Raw genomic sequence first — 17,401 nt, forward strand, 5'->3', positions numbered from 1 at the left:
CCAAATTGACCGCTCCTGCGAAAAAGCGGATAATCCCACCCCTTTCCCATTTCTTTTTCAGACGGCCTAAACGTTTGAAATATATTTATTTTCAAAACAAAACACATCATGAAATCACCCGAACTGCTTCTTCCCGCCGGCGGCCTCGAACGTATGCGCGCGGCTTTCGACTACGGCGCCGACGCCGTATATGCCGGCAGCCCGCGCTATTCCCTGCGCGCCCGCAACAACGAATTCGCCAAACTGCCCGTGCTCGAGCAAGGCATAGCCGAAGCGCACGCGCGCGGCAAAAAGTTCTTTTTAACCGTCAACACCCTGCCGCACAATGCCAAGCTGAAAACCTTTATGGCCGATATGGAACCCTTAATCGCCATGAAGCCCGATGCGCTGATTATGGCCGACCCCGGCCTGATTATGCAGGTGCGCGAAAAATGGCCGCATATGCCGATTCATTTATCGGTGCAGGCCAACACCACCAACTATTGGGGCGTGCAGTTTTGGCAGAAAATCGGCGTGGAGCGCATTATTCTCTCGCGCGAATTGAGTTTGGAAGAAATCGCCGAAATCCGCCAGCAATGCCCCGATATCGAATTGGAAGTGTTCGTGCACGGCGCCTTGTGCATCGCCTACTCCGGCCGCTGCCTGCTGTCGGGCTATTTCAACCACCGCGACCCCAACCAAGGCACCTGCACCAACGCCTGCCGCTGGGATTACAAAGTGCACGGCAGCACGGAAGACGAAGCGGGCGATGCCAAGCTGTTGCAAGGCTTCGATTTCAACCGCGCGCAAGAAGAAGCGAATGCAGCCTTCGAAGGCATTAACGGCCAGCAGCGCCACCCCGCCGCCGACAAAGTGTTTTTAATCGAAGAAGCCAACCGCCCCGGCGAATACATGCCGATTATGGAAGACGAGCACGGCACCTATATCATGAATTCCAAAGACCTGCGCGCTATCGAGCAGGTGGCCAAGCTCGCCGAAATCGGTGTGGACAGCCTCAAAGTGGAAGGCCGCACCAAATCGGTTTACTACGTCGCCCGCGTGGCGCAGGCCTACCGCAAAGCGATTGACGATGCCGTAGCCGGCAAACCGTTTGACTACGGCCTGCTGGCCGAACTCGAAGGCTTGGCCAACCGCGGCTACACCTCCGGCTTTTTGGAGCGCCACCAAACGCAGGACTACCAAAACTATCTGGCCGGCCATTCGCTCGCCAAACAAAGCCAGTTTGTCGGCCAAGTGCTGGAAATCGACGCCGAAGGCTGGGCTACGGTAGAAGTGAAAAACCGCTTCGCCGTGGGCGACACGCTGGAAATCATCCACCCCGCAGGCAACCAAACGCTGGTGCTGGAAGCCATCACGCGCAAAGGCGAAGCGGTGGAGGCCGCGCCCGGCAACGGCATCCAGGTGAAAATCCCGCATATGCAGGGCAAAGAAAACGCGCTGATTGCGCGGATTATGAATCCTTAACCCGCAACTGGGGCCGGCTTCCGCCACGGCGTTGCCGCGCCCCGGCACAACGGGCAAGCCGGCCGGCAAAACAGGCCGATACCTTTGCCAAACGCACACAGGCCGTCTGAATATGTGTTCAGACGGCCTGTGTTATGTTTAACCCGCACCAAAGGCGGCGTCAGTTCGTTTCGTAATAAACACTGACCACACCTTTGCGCTTGAGCGTGGCGCGGCCTTCCTGAACGTGCCAGCGGGTTGTGCCGTTGGCGTATTCCACGCCTTTGGCCCACGACTGAACCTGTTTCAGTTTTTCCACGCTGTTGCCCTGCTTTAACTCGACGGTTAACGGGCTGTGGTTGTTGTGGTAAACGGCGGTTAAGCGTTTGCCTTTTTTGGTTTTGTAGTGAACGGTCTGCGCCTGCGATTCGGCCACCGCAGGGGCGGGGGCATCGGGGCGGACGGCTTTTTGCGTGCCGCAGGCGGTCAGCACCATCGCGGCGGCGGTAAGTAAGAGGGCGTATCGTGTCATGATGTTTCGGCTTTTTATGTTATCGGAACGGTTATTATATCTTAATTGCATATTTTGAAAAGTTGAAACTGCCGAAAAACAGGCCGTCTGAAAACATTCACAGCTTTTCAGACGGCCTGCACAACGGCTTTTGCCCGATTAGTCGGCAATTACATCAAAGTTGTTGTCGGAGAATTTGGTGTCGGGCACTTTCACCAGCAGCGGGTCGGCTGCGCCGATGGCTTTCACGTCTTTGCCCGGGTAGTCGAGCGAATGCAGAAACGCGCGGATACAGTTCAAACGGGCGCGTTTTTTATCGTCGGATTTGATAATCGTCCACGGTGCGTCGCCCGTGTGGGTGTGGAAAAACATGGCGTTTTTGGCATCGGTGTAGTCGTCCCAGCGGTCGAGCGACTGGATATCGACGGGCGAGAGTTTCCAGTGTTTCAAGGGATCGTCGCGGCGGGAAATAAAGCGGCGCAACTGCTCTTCGCGGCTCACCGAAAACCAGAATTTAAACAGATGGATGCCGCTGGCCACCAACATGCGTTCGAACTCGGGCGTCTGGCGCATAAACAGCAGGTATTCGTGCGGTTCGCAAAAGCCCATCACGCGCTCCACGCCGGCGCGGTTGTACCAAGAGCGGTCGAAAAATACCATTTCGCCGGATGTGGGCAGGTTTTGGATGTAGCGTTGGAAATACCATTGGCCTTTTTCGGTTTCGGTGGGTTTTTCCAAAGCCACCACGCGCGCGCCGCGCGGGTTTAAGTGTTCCATAAAGCGCTTGATGGTGCCGCCCTTGCCCGCTGCGTCGCGGCCTTCAAACAGGCACACGATGCGCTGGCCGGAATCTTTCACCCAGCTTTGCACTTTCAAAAGCTCGATTTGCAGCTTTTTCTTCTCTTTTTCGTAAACGCTGCGGCTCATGCGGGTACGGTAGGGATAGCTTTCCGGCAGCGGTGCGGTGCCCGAATCTTCTTTGGTTATGCGGCCTTTGTGTTCCAAAACGGCTTTTTCGAACACTTGCAGCTCTTCTTTTTTTTCACCGAGATTCACTTGTTCAAACGGTTTTAATTGGTGGTCGGACATGTATGCTCCTTATATAGAAAGGGTTAATCGGAATCTGTAAAATTTATAGGGGCATTCTACTACTTTTTACATAAACGAACAAAAAAACTACACGCGACTAGATTTCCGCCCCGCAGTCGGCTATAATGGCGGTTTTTTAATCCTGCCCGCCATGCCTTATTCCGCGCTGCTCGATGATGCCGTAAACGGCCGTGCCGTTTGTTACGAAGGCTATGCCCACAGCCGTTTTCTCACCGCCGCCGAACTCGGCTCGCTCGACCAATGCCTGCACGAGGGTTGGCAGCGCGGACTACACGTTTTCATCTGCGCCGACTACGAATTCGGCCTGCCGCTCGCCAACCTGCCCGGCCGCGCCGATGCCCGCCTCGCCCTGCATTGGTTTACGCGCAAACGCGAAACCGATGCGGCCTCGTGGCTGGCGGCACATTGCCCGCAAAGCGCGCCGGCCGGTATTTCCGCCCCGCAAAGCGACACCCCGCAAACCGCCTATATACAGGCCGTGCACGACATACAGGCGGCGATTGCACGCGGCGACACCTATCAGATCAACTACACCACGCGCCTGCACCTCACGGCCTACGGCCACCCCGCCGAACTCTACCGCCGCCTGCGCCAGCCCGTTCCCTACGGCGCCTGCGCCTGCCTGCCCGACGTGCACGGCAAGCCGCGCTGGATATTGTGTTTTTCGCCCGAGCTGTTTCTCGATATTTCTTCAGACGGCCTCATCCGCACCGAGCCGATGAAGGGCACGGCGCCGATTCTGAACGACGGCCTCGACGAGCAACGCGCCCGTACCTTGCAGGCCGACCCGAAAAACCGCGCCGAAAACGTGATGATTGTGGATTTATTGCGCAACGATTTGGGCAAAATCGCCCGAACCGGCCGTGTGCGTGTGCCCGAGCCGTTTAAAGTGAGCCGCTTCGGCAGCGTGTGGCAGATGACCAGCCTGATAGAAGCCGAAGCCAAGCCGCAAACCCGCGCCGCCGATATTTTCCGCGCCGCCTTCCCCTGCGGCTCGATTACCGGTGCGCCCAAACGCATGAGCATGCAGATTATCGGCCAAACCGAAACCGCGCCGCGCGGGCTTTACACCGGCAGCATCGGCTTTCTCGAACCTTGCGAAGGCGGCCTGGGCTTTCGCGGCACGCTCAACGTGGTGATCCGCACACTGGAACTCTCCCCTCTTTCAGACGGCCTCTACCGCGGCGTTTACGGCGTAGGCTCAGGCATCGTGGCCGACAGCGAAGCGCAGGCCGAATACACCGAGTGCCAATGGAAAGCCCGTTTCCTCACCCGCCTCCAACCCGAGTTCGGCATTTTTGAAACCCTGCGCGCGCAACACAAACAATGCGCCCTGCTGCACCTTCATGCAGGCCGTCTGAAACAGTCTGCCGCCGACCTCAACCTGCCCTGCCCCGACAACCCCGAAGCACATATCCGCGCCTACCTGAACACCCTGCCCGACAACGGCATTTTCCGCGTGAAAGCCGAATTAACCGCTTCAAGCGGCCTCACCTTCAGCCACGCGCCGTTGGGCGGCGGACCGCCGTTGCCGAAGGTGTGCCCGGCCGAAACGGTTTTGCCCGTGCACGACTATCTGCGCCGTTTCAAAACCACCCGCCGCGAAATTTATGATACGGGTTGGCGGGAAGCCGAACGGCAAGGCGCGTTCGACAGCCTGTTTTTCAACCGCGACGGCTTCCTGCTCGAAGGCGGCCGCAGCAACGTGTTTGTGAAAACCGGCAACGAATGGCACACCCCCGCCCTCGGTTTGGACATACTCAACGGCGTGATGCGCCAAGCCGTGCTGGCCGACCCCGAACACTATTTGGGCACGGCAACCGTGCACGAAAGCCGCATCACCCGCGCCATGCTGCGCCGTGCCGAAGAAATCCGCCTGAGCAACGCCCTGCGCGGCGTGTTTGCCGTGGATTGGGCGGAATAGGCCGCTTTGTTTTCAGTCCGGCAACCGTATCCGTTTAAACGTTTGGAAAAATTTCAGGCCGTCTGAAAACCGCAACCGGTTTCAGACGGCCTGAACATGATTTTGCACAACTTCCCTCCAACCAACCATTGCCCGCCCTCACCCACCTGCCTACAATGTGCCGGAACCTACCTCGAAAGGAGCCAGCCATGAAAGGCATTCTGATTCTGAAAGACCCCGACTACCGCACCGTGTTCAGCGACAACATTTCCGAAGGCGATCTGCCCGCAGGCGATGTAACCGTGCGCGTGAAATATTCCACCCTCAACTACAAAGACGCCCTCGCCATCACCGGCAAGGGGCTGATTATCCGCAACTTCCCCATGGTGCCCGGCATCGACTTCGCCGGCGAAGTGGTCGAAAGCCAAAGCAGCGCCTACCGGGCGGGCGACGAAGTGATCCTCAACGGTTGGGGCGTAGGCGAAAACCACTGGGGCGGGCTGGCCGAACTCGCCCGCGTGCCCGCGCAATACCTCACCCCCAAGCCCGACGGACTCAGCCTGAAAGACTGCATGGCTCTCGGCACCGCGGGCTACACCGCCATGCTGTGCGTGCAGGCGCTGGCGAAAAACGGCGTTACCCCCGATAAAGGCGACATCGTGGTGAGCGGAGCCAACGGCGGCGTGGGCAGTTTCGCCACCGCCCTGCTCGCCAAACTCGGCTACACCGTTACTGCGCTGACCCGCCGCACCCACGAATCCGCCTATTTAACCGATGTTTTAGGCGCCGCCGCCGTGATGGACGGCAGCGAATACCGCGCCAAAGGCAAACCGCTGGCCAAAGAACGCTGGGCAGGCGCCGTCGATACGCTGGGCAGCCACACCCTGGCCAACATCTGCGCCGCCACCCGCTACGGCGGCACCGTGACGGCCTGCGGCTTGGCGCAGGGCATGGATTTCGACGGCACTGTCGCCCCGTTTATCCTGCGCGGCATCACGCTTGCCGGTATCGACAGCGTGATGCGCCCCGCCGCCGACCGCCTGGCCGCTTGGAGCGAACTGGCTGCCCTGCTCGGCGGCTCGAGCCTGCTGCAAGCGATAGGCTGCCATGAAATCGGTTTGGAAGAAGTGCCCCAAACCGCCGAACGCCTGATTAACGGCGAAATCCGCGGGCGCGTGGTGGTGGCGGTTTAACCTGTTGCAAACGCAAAACAGATAAAGCAAAGGCCGTCTGAAAAATATTTTCAGACGGCCTTTGCTTCAACCCGCAGCATCACCCCCGCCGGCCGGCGCCGTAGCGTTTCGCCGTTTTGCGTGCGGCGGCAAACCAGCGTTTCTGCGTGCGCAACGACGGCCTTTCGGCGGCATACAGCCAGTGTTCGTATTGTTGCAGCAGGTGCGACAAGGCCGGGTCGGCGATGCCGTTTTCGTGCAGCATACGGTTGAGTTCGCCCGCGCTGACGGCGGCGGCGGTTTCATCGTCTTTACCCAAAACCGCGCTTTTAACCAGCGCAAAACCTTCGTTGAGAAAATCGCGCTCGCGGTTGCGGCCGCCGAACCACCAGCGCGCCAGCGGCAGCAGGGCGGTGGCGAGGGCGGCGGGCAGCACCAGCAGCAGGGTTTGCCAGTTGAAACCGCCGAGGCCGACTCGGGCAAACAGGCTGTTCTGCTTGGTTTGGTCGTAGTTCACCACCCATTGCTGCCAGTAAAACTGCCCCGTATCGCGCCAGCGGGCAAACAGGCTGCCGCTGTCGGCCACCATGTCGCGCTCGTCGGCGGCGAGGGCTTGGCTGATGCCGCTTGCTGCGCGTACGGCCGACACGGCGGCGGTGGGATCGACGCGCAGCCAAACCTGCTCCTGCGGCAGCCACACTTCGGCCCATGCGTGGGCGTCTTTGGCGCGAATCTGCCAAAAGCCCGCCTGTTCGTTATAGTCGGCGCCCAGATAGCCGGTTACCACCCGCGCGGGCAGGCCGGCGGCGCGCATCATCACCACAAAACTTTGGGCGTAATGTTCGCAGAAGCCGCGGCGGGTGCGGAACATAAATTCGTCGATACCGTCGCGCCCGGCCGTGCGCGGCGGTTGCAGGGTGTAGGCGAAGTTTTGGCGGCGGTAGTGTTCGAGCACTTTGCCGATAAACTGGCGCGGGGTGGCCGACTGCTGCGCCAGCGTTTCGGCCAGGCTGCGGGTTTGCGGGTTGCCGCTTGGCAGGCGGGTGTAGAAGTTTTGCCCGCCGGCATCAAGGGCGTGCGGCAGGGTGTCGCTCAGCGATGCTTGCAGGCTGAGGCGGCGCAAGCCTTCGCGGCTGCGGCTGGCGCGTATGGTCTGCCCCAATCTTTTTTCCACGCCCGCCGGCAGCTCTGCCGTGGGGTAGTCCAATGCGGGCAGAACGCCGTTTTGGTCGCGGATAATCATCTGGTAGGCAACGGTGCGTTCGGCGGCGGCGGTGCGGGCTTCGTCGATATAGTTGCCGTTAAGCGCCTGCCAGCGCGTGCCGTCGAATTCGCCCATGATGATGGCGCGCCAGTATAAATCGCTGCGCTGCGGCTTGAGGCCGTCTGAAAAAGTGATGTTGGCCACCCATTCGTCGCTCTGCACCAGATTGCTGATGCTGCCCGGCTCCATGGTGTCTGACAAGCCTGTCTTGGCCTGCTGCGTCTGCTGCGGAATCCGCCACAAGGGTTCGTTCAGGCGCGGCACCGCCACGAACAGCACCACCGTCAGCGGCAGGGTGAGCAGCAGCGCCTGCGCGCTGCGTTTGAAGGCTTCCCTGCCGCCCAATCCGCACAATACGGCGAAACATATGCTGACGGCCGCCAGCGCCAGCAGCAGCCACACGCCGATAAACAGGCTCTGGTTGAGCAGCACCGACGACCCGATTAAAAACAGCATGGCCAGCAGCAGCACCTGCCAATCGCGCTGGCTGTTGCCTTCGAACGCTTTGAGCATTACCAGCAACAGCAGAAACGCCACCCCGCCCTCGCGCCCGAACACCGTGCCGAGCTGCTGCCACACCAGCAGCCCCGCCACCGCCGCCAGCAACAGCAGCGCGGCTTTCGGCACGCGGCCGATGTCGGCTTTCAGCAGGGCCAGCCGCAGCAGCCACAGGCCGCCGAACACCGCAATAACCGAGGCGGGCAGCGATGCGGCCAACGGCAGCGCCGTCCACAGCAAAGCCAGCAGCACGGCAAACGCCACCGTGCGCGGCGGCGGCTGTTGCAGGAAAGAAGGATTGGGAATCAGCATAATGTTATGGATGAATAGTTTTTTCAGACGGCCTGAAACCTTTGCAAGACCCAAAAAAGTTTATTTGCCGTCATTAGCTTCGCAAGTCCGCTGCGCTACCCCGCGCAGGCGGGAATCCAGACACTTGGCATCCAAGTGTTTGTTTAATCAATACTTAAAATTTTCTATCTGGATTTTCGCCTGCGCGGGAATGACGAAATCAAACATTTCAGACGGCCTGAAGGCAGCTTTGCAAAGGTCTCAGCCTCAATGAGTTTTGCAAGGGCTTCATACCGCTTGCCGCTACCACAATGCCAGCGCCGTCAGACAGATTTCCCGCTGGCCGTGCTGCGGTGCAATCAGCCGCTGCGGCAGCTCCAGCGAATACGGCAGGCCGCGGCGTTCGGCTTCGAGCACGCGGAAACACAACAAGCCCGCCAAACGGTCTTTATCGGTGCCGGCGGGGTAGTCTGCATAAGAAATAACGGTGTTGCGGGCGGCTTGCTGCGGCTCTTCAAAGCGTTTGTCGAGCATTTCGCCGGTTTTGGCATAGGTTTTCCAGGCAACGTGCTGCAACGACGCGCCCTGCCGGTGCGCCTGCAAATAAGCCAAATCATCGCCGCCCTGCGCGGGCGGGCGTTGCCGGTCGGTTTCGCCGCTGCGGGCGGGCATATCGGGCAAATCGTGGGGAAGGGGCGCGGGAAACACCACTGCTTCGCCCGGCCAGCGCCACACGCACTGCACCATGCTCACGCCGAACGGCGCCACCGAAGCGACGCGCAACGGCGGTATGCGCAGATAACCGCGCATCACGGCGGGGATGTGCCATTGGAAAACAGGCAGGCCGTCCGAACCGATGTGCCACGCCCGCCACAATTTCGCCGGCGGCGTGCGCGGGTTGGCAAAATCGTTTTCGCTGCACAGCCACAGCCAGCGGCGGCGGGTGTCGCCGGCGGCGGCCAGCTCCAGCACGGCATGGCCGCCGGCAAACACTTCTGCTGGCATATCCGCCGTTATCTGCAAAGCCGAGAGCTGGCGCAGGTTGAGCAGCACCGACACCAGCAAAAAGCCCGCCAGCCAGAAAGCGGCGGCATAAGCCAGATTCACCTGATAGTTCAGCCCCACCAGCCACAGCAGCACCACCGTTACCGCCAGCCCCACGCCCAAACGGGTGGGGCGGCAATGCAGGGCGGCCACAGAAGCGGTTTCGCCCTGTGCGGCATTCAGACGGCGTTTACGCAACGGCAACATGGTCGAGCATATCCGCCAGAATCTGCGTGCTGGTCAAGCCCTGCTGCACGGGTTGCAGTCGGTGGTTGGCCACCGGCACCCACACGGCTTTCACGTCTTCGGGCAGCACGTGCGGCCTGCCCAGCATAAATGCCCGCGCTTTGGCCGCGGCCACTACCGCCAAACCCGCGCGCGGGCTTAAGCCGAGCACGAAACGGCCGGGCTGGCGCGTGGCCTGCACGAGCCGGTAAACATAATCGGCGGCGGCCTGCGAAAATTTCACCTGCGCAGCCTGCCGCTGCCATTGCGCGAGCGTTGCGGCGTCGCAAACGGCCTGCAAAGCGGGCAGGTTGCGGCGGCCGCCGCCTTCTGCATACAGCCGTTTTTCGGCATCGGCGGCGGGGTAGCCCATACTCAGGCGCATCATAAAGCGGTCGAGTTGCGATTCGGGAAGGGGGAAGGTGCCGAGCTGCTCGGCGGGGTTTTGGGTGGCCATCACGATAAACGGCTCGGGCAGGGCGTAGGTTTGCCCGTCCACCGACACCTGCCGCTCCTCCATCGCTTCGAGCAGCGCGGATTGCAGTTTGGGCGAGGCGCGATTGATTTCGTCGGCCAATAAGAAGGCGTGGAACACGGGGCCGGGGTGGAACTCGAACCGGCCTTCGTTGGGGCGGTAAACGTTGATGCCCAACAGATCGGAAGGCAGCATATCGTTGGTGAACTGCACGCGGCGGTAATCCAGCCCCAACACCGCCGCCACGCCGTGCGCCAGCGTGGTTTTGCCCACGCCCGGCACGTCTTCGAGCAAAACGTGGCCGCCGGCGAGCGCGGCGGTAAACAGTTGCTGCAAAACGTTTTCTTTTCCCAAAATCAGCGTGTTGAGCTGTTGCAATGCGTGTTGTATGTCGGTATTCATTATGATGTTTGCCAAACGGGTTGCGGGTAAATTCAGGCCGTCTGAAAGCGTTTTTCAGACGGCCTGTGCGCTTGTTTTATGTTGCGGCATTTTAACATAATTAAACAAAACTCTTACATTACCACTCAAAAAACAATCAACTCGAATATTGTTGTGTATCAAAATTACATATTCCTGCCGCAACGCGTTTCAGACGGCCTGAGACCTTTTGCAAAGGCTGCTAAAAGGCCGCGATAAGTTTCGCCCTCCTCAGGTATAATGCCCTTCCGACCAACCCCGATTTTTCCGCCATGCAAGCCGATTTTTCCCGCCCCGTTTTAGCCATCGACACCAGCACGTCGTTTCTGTCGCTGGCCCTGCGTGCGTGCGGGCAAACGTTTGTTTGGCATGAAGACGCGGGCAACCGCCAATCCGCCCTGATTCTGCCGCAAATCGGTGCGCTTTTGGCCGAAGCGGGCGTTACCGCAGCCGGTTTGGGCGGGATTGTGTACGCACAAGGCCCCGGCGCGTTTACCGGCCTGCGCATCGGTGCGGGCGTGGCGCAGGGCTTGGCGGCACCGTTTGACCTGCCGCTCGTCGGCGTGCCGTGTTTGGACGCGGTGGCTTACCAGATCAGCGCGCCGTGCGTGCTGGCGGCCACCGATGCGCGCATGGGCGAGGTGTTTTACGCCTGGTTCGACACCGAAAACCACCGCCGCCTGAGCGATTACCAAGTAGGCAAAGCAGCGGATATCGTGCCGCCCGCAGGCTGTGCCGAACCGCAGGGCATAGGCAATGCGTTTGCGCTCGGCGACAAACCGCCGTTTAACGGCACGGTGCAGATGCCCACCGCAACAAACTATCTGGATTTGGCCGCCGGCGGGCGTTACCCCGCCACCGATGCCGCCCATGCGGGTTTGCTGTATGTGCGCAATAAAATCGCGCTCACCGCCAAAGAGCAGGCCGAACGGAAGGGCGCGCCGTGATAATCCGCCCCGCCCTGCCCGCCGACTGCCCCGCGCTGGCCGCGCTTGATGCGCAATGCAACCCGTCGCCGTGGTCGGCCGCACAGTTTCAGACGGCCTTAAACAACCGTTTCGACAGCGTAACGGTGCTGGCCGAAGCCGACGGCACCATCGGCGGCTTTGCCGTGTGGCAGACCCTGTGCGGCGAATCGGAGCTGCACCTGATTGCCACCGCCCCCGCCCGCCGCCGCGCCGGTTTGGCTTCGCAACTGATGGCGGCATGGTTTCAGACGGCCTCGGCACAACGCGCCGAACGCCTGTTTTTGGAAGTACGCGCTGCCAACCTGGCCGCGCAGGCGCTCTACCGCAAACACGGTTTCACCGAGTGCGGCCGCCGCAAAGCCTATTATCCGCTGCCCGACGGCAGCAGGGAAGATGCTGTTTTAATGGAGAAATCATGTTAAGCAGCCGTTATCTGCATTTACACGAAGCGCTGGGTTTGGGGCCGATGTGGCTGAACCGGGGCGCGAAAGTGCTGCCCGCCGAAACCGCCGCCGCATACGCCCCGCAACCCGCGCCCCAAGCACCGCCGCAGACTACTGCCGCGCCGCAAACCGTAGCCCGCACGCAGCCCGCCGCAGCCGCGCGCTTGGCGGCGATGGCTGCCGTCCAACCCGCCGCCAAAGTTTCAGACGGCCCCTCCGTGCACAACAGGCCGTCTGAAAAAATTCCGCCCGCACCCGCCGAAAGGCCGTCTGAAAACGGAAACGCCGACGCCCAAACGGCTGCCGACCCCGCCTTGCTGGCCGCCATACAGCCCGCCGCCGTGATGGTGGTGAGCATCTGCCCCGCACCCGAAGACAGCGCAACCGGCAAACTGTTTAGCGGCAGCGCGGGCGTGCTGCTCGACAATATGCTCGCCGCCATCAGCCTGCAAGCGGCCGACGCCCACAAAACCAGCTGGGTGAAAGCCTCCGCCGCGTTTACCCCCGAGCCGCCGCCCGAACAAGTGGCCGCCGCTCTGCCGCAGATGCAGGCCGAACTGGCCGCGTCGCAGGCGCAGGTGGTGCTGTTTTTGGGGCAGGTATTCGCGCAGCCGCACTACGCAGAAATCATCGCGCAGCTGTGCGGCGGCACACCTGCGTTCACCGTTCCCCACCCCGCCCGCCTGCTGCGGCAGCCGCAACTGAAAAAACAGGCGTGGGAAGAGCTGAAAAAACTGCGCGACACCCTGCCGCCCCGCACCGGCACAAGCACGCAGCCGTAAAAAACCACAATTCTGCAACACAAGCCATAGGGAGTGTAGTCAGAATGCTTGCGAAGCGGTTTTTTGAGGAAAAATCCGCAGATGCCAGGCAAAAAGCGCAGCAAGATTGGACATCTTGCGAGCATTTTAGCTTCGCAAGTCCGCTACGCTACCTAACGCCGCAGATGCGGATTTTGACCAAAAACACCGCCGCAACGCGGTCGACTACACTCCCTACAGGCCGTCTGAAAAATACAACCGTTTTCAGACGGCCTGTTACGGCAGGCTGTTTAAAAAAACAATTTCGGCATAATATCTTCAGTCAAACCAAACAACACACAGCCGCCCCGCCGCCACCCCACCCGCAAGGAGGCCACGCCATGCACAGCCAGCCCGTTTCCTTAACCCCCCGCCATCTGATTGTTATCGGCGCCAGCGAACGCCCGCACAGCTTGGGCGAGCGCGTGCTGACCGCGCTGTTGCGCACCCCTTTCGGCGGGCAGATAACGCCGGTTAACCTGCGCCACAAAACCGTGGGCGGCATGAAAGCCTACGCCAACCTGAACCGCGTACCCGACGCAGCCGACATGGCGCTGGTGCTCGTTCCGCCCGCCGGTTACGAAGCCGTGCTGAAAGCCTGCCACAAACAGAATATCCCCCATGCCGTTTTGGTGCAGGATTGGGACGGACTCGCCCCCGAGGCGTTGGAGCAGGCGCAGGAGGCGTTGCGGAAAATGCGCAAATCCAACGTGCGCATCACCGTATGCCATCCCGCCGCCTTGCAGATGCCCGCTTCGGGCTTGAACACCGGCATCTATCCCGACCTGCCCGCAGGCGGCGTGGGCATCATCAGCGGCCACCCCTCGGAAAGCGCGCGCCTGTCGGCCCAAATGGCGCAGGCCGCTTTGGGCGTTTCCTGCCATATCGGCCTGCATTACCCGCTCAGCCCCACCGTTTCGGCCGACTTTATCGATATGCTCGCCGCCGACCCGGCCACCCGGCTGATTGCCGTGTCACACAACCCGCACGAAAACCAGCGCCGGCTCTTCAGCGCCATACGCCGCGCCGCCCGCCGCAAACCCGTTCTGTTGTCGGTCTGCCATTATGCCGACGAAGAAGAACGCGCCGTGTTGCAGGCACTCTCGCGCCGCTGCGGCTGCGTGCCGGCATTCACGCCCGACGAAACCGCCGCCGCCCTCCACGCCCTTTCCGCCGCCGACAAATCCGCCCGCAAACTGCACATTATCGCCAACGAACCCTGCGGCAGCCTGCAAACCCAGGCCGACGAACTCGGCATCACACTACACCCGCTACCCGACGACGGCAGGCCGTCTGAAAACCCCTACGGCCACATCGGCTGCCACCCCGCCCCCGCACGCTACCGCGCATTGGCGGAAAGCTGCCTGCAACACAGCCAAACCGAAGCCCTGCTGGCCGTCGTCGCACCTACCGCCGACAACACCGCCGAAAACATCACCCGGCTGATGGCCAACCTGCAACGCCAAACCAACAAACCCCTCTTCATCAGCAGCCCGTTTTCAGACGGCCTGCTGCAATTTACCCGCCCCGCGCAAGCCTTGCAGGCGTTCCGCTGCCAAAACGTTTACACCGGCCTGAAGCAGCAGCAGAACCAAACCGCCAAACCCCTGCCGGGCCATCTGAAAACACCTTCGGTGCGCGAAATACAGAAAACCCCGGCCGACCTGCCGCAGCTGGCCAAAGCCCTCTGCCTGCCCGAATACAAAACACCCGAAGCCAACCCGCAGTTCGTACTCTCGTTCAAACGCCACGCCCGTTACGGCGCCGTACTCTACGCCCGCACCCCCGCACACACGCTGGCCGTGCTGCCGCCCTTTACCACGCTTGACGCCGAATACCTGATCCGCCAAGCCGATTTGAAACGCCACCAAAAAACCGTACACCAACTGCTGCACAGCCTGAATACCGCCGCCTCCGTACCTTTTATCACCGAAATCACCGTTTCCGCCGGCAGCACGGGCACCGCTTCCGACATCAAAACCGACCCGCAGGCCGAAAACGTCGAAAACGTGCTCGCCCCCTATCCCGCCAAACCCGCACACACCTTCACCCTGAAAAACGGCCAAACCGTCCGCATCAGGCCGCTGCTGCCCGAAGATGCCGAAGCCAAACAGAATTTCGTGCGCAGCCTGCCCGAAGAGCAACGCTACACCCGCTACATGATGCACCTTGCCGAACTCAGCCCCGCCATGCTCGCCCGCGCCTGCAACCTCGACTACGCCTGCGAAGGCGCCGTTGTAGCCGAAGCCGAAAGCGGCACCTGGCTGGGCGTGGCCCGCTTCGGCCCCGCCGATACGGCAGGGCGCTGCGAATTCGGTATCAGCGTCGCCCCCGCCGCACAAGGCCAAGGGCTGGCCGTGCATCTGATGGAACAAATCATTCAGACGGCCAAACAGCAAGGCTACCGCGAAATGAGCGCCGAAATCCTGCAAAGCAACCCCGCCATGCAGAAACTGGCCGGGAAACTCGGCTTTGCCCTCACCCCCTCGCCGCACGACAGCGCCCTCGCCGAAGCCGTTTTAAACCTGGCCGAACCGAAAAACACCCCCGTAAACAACATCAAGCGCAATTTAAAACAACAAATACTTGCACTAAAATCCTAATTTATCTTAAAATCAGCGGTTTTCTATACATCCGATTTTTACAAAAGGAATTTCTTCATGGTAGTTATCCGTTTAGCACGCGGCGGCTCGAAACACCGCCCGTTTTTCAACGTAATCGTAACCGACTCGCGCAACCGCCGCGACGGCCGCTTCATCGAGCGCGTAGGCTTCTACAACCCCGTTGCCAACGAAAAACAAGAGCGCGTGCGCCTGAACGCCGAGCGCCTGAACCACTGGATCGCCCAAGGCGCACAAGTCAGCGAAGCCGTAGCCAAGCTGGTTAAAGAGCAAAAAGCCGCCGCCTAACCCCCGCACCGACTGCCATGACCGACACTCAGCAATGGGTAGCCATGGGCTACATCAAAGGCGTATTCGGCGTTAAAGGCTGGCTCAAAATCGCCGCCGGCACCGAATACGCCGACAGCCTGTTGGACTACCCCGAGTGGCGGCTCAGCAAAAACGGCCAACACCGCAGCGTTATTCCCGAAGCAGGAAAAACCGCCAACGGCGAGCTGCTGGTAAAACTCGAAGGCATAGACGACCGCGACGAAGCATTCGCCCTGCGCGGCTATACCATAGAAATCCCCCGCGAAGCCTTTGCCCCCGCCGAAGAAGGCGAATACTACTGGGCAGACTTGGTGGGCATGACCGTAACCAACACCGAAGGCATCACCTTGGGCACGGTTAAAAACCTGATGGAAACCGGCGCGCACGACGTATTGGTGGTGGAAGGCGGATACGGCCAGAAACTGATTCCCTTCGTTTCCCAATACATCCTGACCGTCAACACCGAAAACAAAACCATCACCGCCGACTGGGGCTTGGACTACTGATGCTGATTCAGGCCATCACCCTGTTTCCCGAAATGTTCCAAAGCATTACCGGCTACGGCGTAACCGGACGGGCGCTCAAACAAAACCTGTGGCGCTTCAACGCCATCAACCCGCGCCGCTTTGCCGACAACAAACTCGGCTACATCGACGACCGCCCTTTCGGCGGCGGCCCCGGTATGATTATGATGGCTCCGCCGCTTAAAGCCGCCATCGAAGCAGCCGAAGCACAATGCAGCGGCAGCGGCAAAGTGATTTACCTCAGCCCGCAAGGCACGCCGCTCACGCATAACAAAGCGGCAGAGCTTGCCAAGCTCGACAACCTGATTTTGCTTTGCGGCCGCTACGAAGGCATAGACGAACGCCTGCTACAAAGCAGCGTCGACGAAGAAATAGGCATCGGCGACTTTGTCGTTTCCGGCGGCGAATTACCCGCCATGATGCTGATGGATGCCGTTTTACGGCTGATACCCGGCGTATTGGGCGATATGCAGTCCGCCGAACAGGATTCGTTTTCAGACGGCCTGCTCGACTGCCCCCACTACACCAAACCCTTAGAATTTCAGGGCATGACGGTTCCCGAAGTATTACGCTCCGGCAACCACGGCCTGATAGCCGAGTGGCGGTTGAAAGAATCGCTGCGACGCACCTTGGCGCGCCGACCCGATTTACTCGAAAAGCGCAGTTTAATCCCACAGGAATCCCGCCTCTTGAACGAAATCCTGCAAGAGCAACGGGAAAACCAATCATAACTTAGGAAAAAACATGAATCTGATCCAACAATTAGAGCAGGAAGAAATCGCCCGCTTGAACAAACAAATCCCCGAATTCGCCCCCGGCGACACCGTAGTGGTTTCCGTGCGCGTGGTAGAGGGCAACCGCAGCCGTCTGCAAGCCTACGAAGGCGTGGTCATCGCCTGCCGCAACCGTGGTTTGAACAGCAACTTCATCGTGCGCAAAATTTCCAGCGGCGAAGGCGTTGAGCGTACCTTCCAACTGTACTCCCCCAACGTAGAAAAAATCGAAGTGAAACGCCGCGGCGACGTGCGCCGTGCCAAGCTGTACTACCTGCGCGGCCTCACCGGCAAAGCTGCACGCATCAAAGAAAAACTGCCCGCCCGCAAAGGCTAAGCCCAGCGGCAGCCCAAACAAATACCCGCCACACAGGCGGGTATTTTGTTGCGGCGCCACTTTCATAGTGGTTTAAATTTAAGCCGCCATATCAAGTTTTTTCAGACGGCCTGGAAGCTTTGCGAAATTCGTTTAGGCCGTCTGAAATATTTATTCCCCTTCATTAATCGGGCTTAACCCGATAATGGCGGGGTGTCGCAGGAAGCCGTGTATTCCCGTTAAGTTTTCAGACGGCCGGGGCAACTTGCAAAGGTCTCTTGCCCCAAACAA

The 17,401-nt window shown here is 60.3% G+C and carries 16 protein-coding genes; 11 read left to right on the forward strand and 5 right to left on the reverse strand.

Features of this window, described 5'->3' with window-relative positions; genetic code table 11:
* Positions 1-108 precede the first annotated feature (108 nt).
* Entirely contained in the window at positions 109-1,464 is a 1,356-nt protein-coding gene (trhP, locus tag NQ012_RS04505) for a prephenate-dependent tRNA uridine(34) hydroxylase TrhP (RefSeq protein WP_257066422.1), read from the forward strand.
* Between the two features lie 160 nt (positions 1,465-1,624).
* On the opposite strand, the gene NQ012_RS04510 is transcribed toward trhP, so the two are convergent.
* Together NQ012_RS04510 and ppk2 are read right to left on the reverse strand one after the other, a co-directional pair.
* A complete protein-coding gene (locus NQ012_RS04510; RefSeq protein ID WP_257066424.1) occupies positions 1,625-1,975 on the reverse strand; it encodes a hypothetical protein in 351 nt (116 codons plus the stop codon).
* A gap of 138 nt (positions 1,976-2,113) precedes the next feature.
* Positions 2,114-3,043: a polyphosphate kinase 2 gene (ppk2, locus tag NQ012_RS04515; protein ID WP_257066425.1), complete on the reverse strand. Its 930-nt coding sequence runs from the start codon at positions 3,041-3,043 to the stop codon at positions 2,114-2,116.
* Positions 3,044-3,194: 151 nt separating this feature from the next.
* On the opposite strand from ppk2, the gene NQ012_RS04520 reads away from it, so the two are divergent.
* A complete protein-coding gene (locus tag NQ012_RS04520) occupies positions 3,195-4,988 on the forward strand; it encodes a bifunctional chorismate-binding protein/class IV aminotransferase (RefSeq protein ID WP_257066426.1) in 1,794 nt (597 codons plus the stop codon).
* A 188-nt stretch (positions 4,989-5,176) separates the two neighbouring features.
* The gene (acuI, locus tag NQ012_RS04525) at positions 5,177-6,160 is read left to right on the forward strand and encodes an acrylyl-CoA reductase (NADPH) (protein WP_257066427.1); all 984 of its coding nucleotides are present in this window, start codon (positions 5,177-5,179) and stop codon (positions 6,158-6,160) included.
* A gap of 79 nt (positions 6,161-6,239) precedes the next feature.
* Here the strand turns inward: acuI and NQ012_RS04530 are convergent, their stop codons facing one another.
* The 3 genes from NQ012_RS04530 to NQ012_RS04540 all read right to left on the reverse strand — a co-directional run bounded on the left by NQ012_RS04530 (position 6,240) and on the right by NQ012_RS04540 (position 10,338).
* Positions 6,240-8,267 (reverse strand): transglutaminase family protein, encoded by a 2,028-nt coding sequence (locus NQ012_RS04530; RefSeq protein WP_257066428.1) that lies wholly within the window; start codon positions 8,265-8,267, stop codon positions 6,240-6,242.
* 228 nt (positions 8,268-8,495) lie between these two features.
* A complete protein-coding gene (locus NQ012_RS04535) occupies positions 8,496-9,443 on the reverse strand; it encodes a DUF58 domain-containing protein (protein WP_257066430.1) in 948 nt (315 codons plus the stop codon).
* Entirely contained in the window at positions 9,427-10,338 is a 912-nt protein-coding gene (locus NQ012_RS04540; RefSeq protein ID WP_257066432.1) for an AAA family ATPase, read from the reverse strand. Before NQ012_RS04540 ends, NQ012_RS04535 begins: the two co-directional genes overlap by 17 nt.
* Before the next feature lie 290 nt (positions 10,339-10,628).
* Here NQ012_RS04540 and tsaB point away from each other — a divergent pair, with 290 nt between their 5' ends.
* The 8 genes from tsaB to rplS all read left to right on the forward strand — a co-directional run bounded on the left by tsaB (position 10,629) and on the right by rplS (position 17,131).
* Entirely contained in the window at positions 10,629-11,303 is a 675-nt protein-coding gene (gene tsaB, locus NQ012_RS04545) for a tRNA (adenosine(37)-N6)-threonylcarbamoyltransferase complex dimerization subunit type 1 TsaB (RefSeq protein WP_257066434.1), read from the forward strand.
* Positions 11,300-11,746, forward strand: coding sequence for a ribosomal protein S18-alanine N-acetyltransferase (gene rimI, locus NQ012_RS04550; RefSeq protein ID WP_257066436.1), 447 nt, complete (start codon positions 11,300-11,302; stop codon positions 11,744-11,746). The genes tsaB and rimI overlap by 4 nt, the downstream gene beginning before the upstream one ends.
* On the forward strand, positions 11,740-12,549 hold the full coding sequence (locus tag NQ012_RS04555; RefSeq protein ID WP_257066438.1) for a uracil-DNA glycosylase family protein: 810 nt from the start codon (positions 11,740-11,742) through the stop codon (positions 12,547-12,549). Before rimI ends, NQ012_RS04555 begins: the two co-directional genes overlap by 7 nt.
* A 359-nt stretch (positions 12,550-12,908) precedes the next feature.
* Positions 12,909-15,170 (forward strand): bifunctional acetate--CoA ligase family protein/GNAT family N-acetyltransferase, encoded by a 2,262-nt coding sequence (locus tag NQ012_RS04560; RefSeq protein WP_257066441.1) that lies wholly within the window; start codon positions 12,909-12,911, stop codon positions 15,168-15,170.
* 57 nt (positions 15,171-15,227) lie between these two features.
* Positions 15,228-15,476 (forward strand): 30S ribosomal protein S16, encoded by a 249-nt coding sequence (gene rpsP, locus NQ012_RS04565; RefSeq protein WP_085366840.1) that lies wholly within the window; start codon positions 15,228-15,230, stop codon positions 15,474-15,476.
* A gap of 17 nt (positions 15,477-15,493) precedes the next feature.
* Complete coding sequence (gene rimM, locus NQ012_RS04570) at positions 15,494-16,003, forward strand: ribosome maturation factor RimM (RefSeq protein ID WP_257066446.1); 510 nt, start codon at positions 15,494-15,496, stop codon at positions 16,001-16,003.
* Positions 16,003-16,752 carry a tRNA (guanosine(37)-N1)-methyltransferase TrmD gene (gene trmD, locus NQ012_RS04575; RefSeq protein ID WP_257066448.1) on the forward strand — a complete coding sequence of 250 codons (750 nt, stop codon included), beginning with the start codon at positions 16,003-16,005 and terminating at the stop codon, positions 16,750-16,752. Before rimM ends, trmD begins: the two co-directional genes overlap by 1 nt.
* A gap of 13 nt (positions 16,753-16,765) precedes the next feature.
* Positions 16,766-17,131, forward strand: coding sequence for a 50S ribosomal protein L19 (gene rplS / locus NQ012_RS04580; protein ID WP_257066451.1), 366 nt, complete (start codon positions 16,766-16,768; stop codon positions 17,129-17,131).
* Positions 17,132-17,401: the final 270 nt, after the last annotated feature.

The sequence above is a fragment of the Neisseria dentiae genome (genome assembly GCF_024580525.1).
Lineage (GTDB): Bacteria > Pseudomonadota > Gammaproteobacteria > Burkholderiales > Neisseriaceae > Neisseria > Neisseria dentiae_A.

What these genes read in the sequence shown, in the direction of transcription:
- trhP (WP_257066422.1), top strand. Translation starts at nt 109, where the DNA reads ATGAAATCACCCGAACTGCTTCTTCCCGCCGGCGGCCTCGAACGTATG.
- ppk2 (WP_257066425.1), bottom strand. Translation starts at nt 3,043, where the DNA reads ATGTCCGACCACCAATTAAAACCGTTTGAACAAGTGAATCTCGGTGAA.
- trmD (WP_257066448.1), top strand. Translation starts at nt 16,003, where the DNA reads ATGCTGATTCAGGCCATCACCCTGTTTCCCGAAATGTTCCAAAGCATT.
- tsaB (WP_257066434.1), top strand. Translation starts at nt 10,629, where the DNA reads ATGCAAGCCGATTTTTCCCGCCCCGTTTTAGCCATCGACACCAGCACG.
- NQ012_RS04510 (WP_257066424.1), bottom strand. Translation starts at nt 1,975, where the DNA reads ATGACACGATACGCCCTCTTACTTACCGCCGCCGCGATGGTGCTGACC.
- NQ012_RS04540 (WP_257066432.1), bottom strand. Translation starts at nt 10,338, where the DNA reads ATGAATACCGACATACAACACGCATTGCAACAGCTCAACACGCTGATT.
- rplS (WP_257066451.1), top strand. Translation starts at nt 16,766, where the DNA reads ATGAATCTGATCCAACAATTAGAGCAGGAAGAAATCGCCCGCTTGAAC.
- NQ012_RS04555 (WP_257066438.1), top strand. Translation starts at nt 11,740, where the DNA reads ATGTTAAGCAGCCGTTATCTGCATTTACACGAAGCGCTGGGTTTGGGG.
- NQ012_RS04535 (WP_257066430.1), bottom strand. Translation starts at nt 9,443, where the DNA reads ATGTTGCCGTTGCGTAAACGCCGTCTGAATGCCGCACAGGGCGAAACC.
- acuI (WP_257066427.1), top strand. Translation starts at nt 5,177, where the DNA reads ATGAAAGGCATTCTGATTCTGAAAGACCCCGACTACCGCACCGTGTTC.
- rimM (WP_257066446.1), top strand. Translation starts at nt 15,494, where the DNA reads ATGACCGACACTCAGCAATGGGTAGCCATGGGCTACATCAAAGGCGTA.
- NQ012_RS04560 (WP_257066441.1), top strand. Translation starts at nt 12,909, where the DNA reads ATGCACAGCCAGCCCGTTTCCTTAACCCCCCGCCATCTGATTGTTATC.
- rpsP (WP_085366840.1), top strand. Translation starts at nt 15,228, where the DNA reads ATGGTAGTTATCCGTTTAGCACGCGGCGGCTCGAAACACCGCCCGTTT.
- NQ012_RS04520 (WP_257066426.1), top strand. Translation starts at nt 3,195, where the DNA reads ATGCCTTATTCCGCGCTGCTCGATGATGCCGTAAACGGCCGTGCCGTT.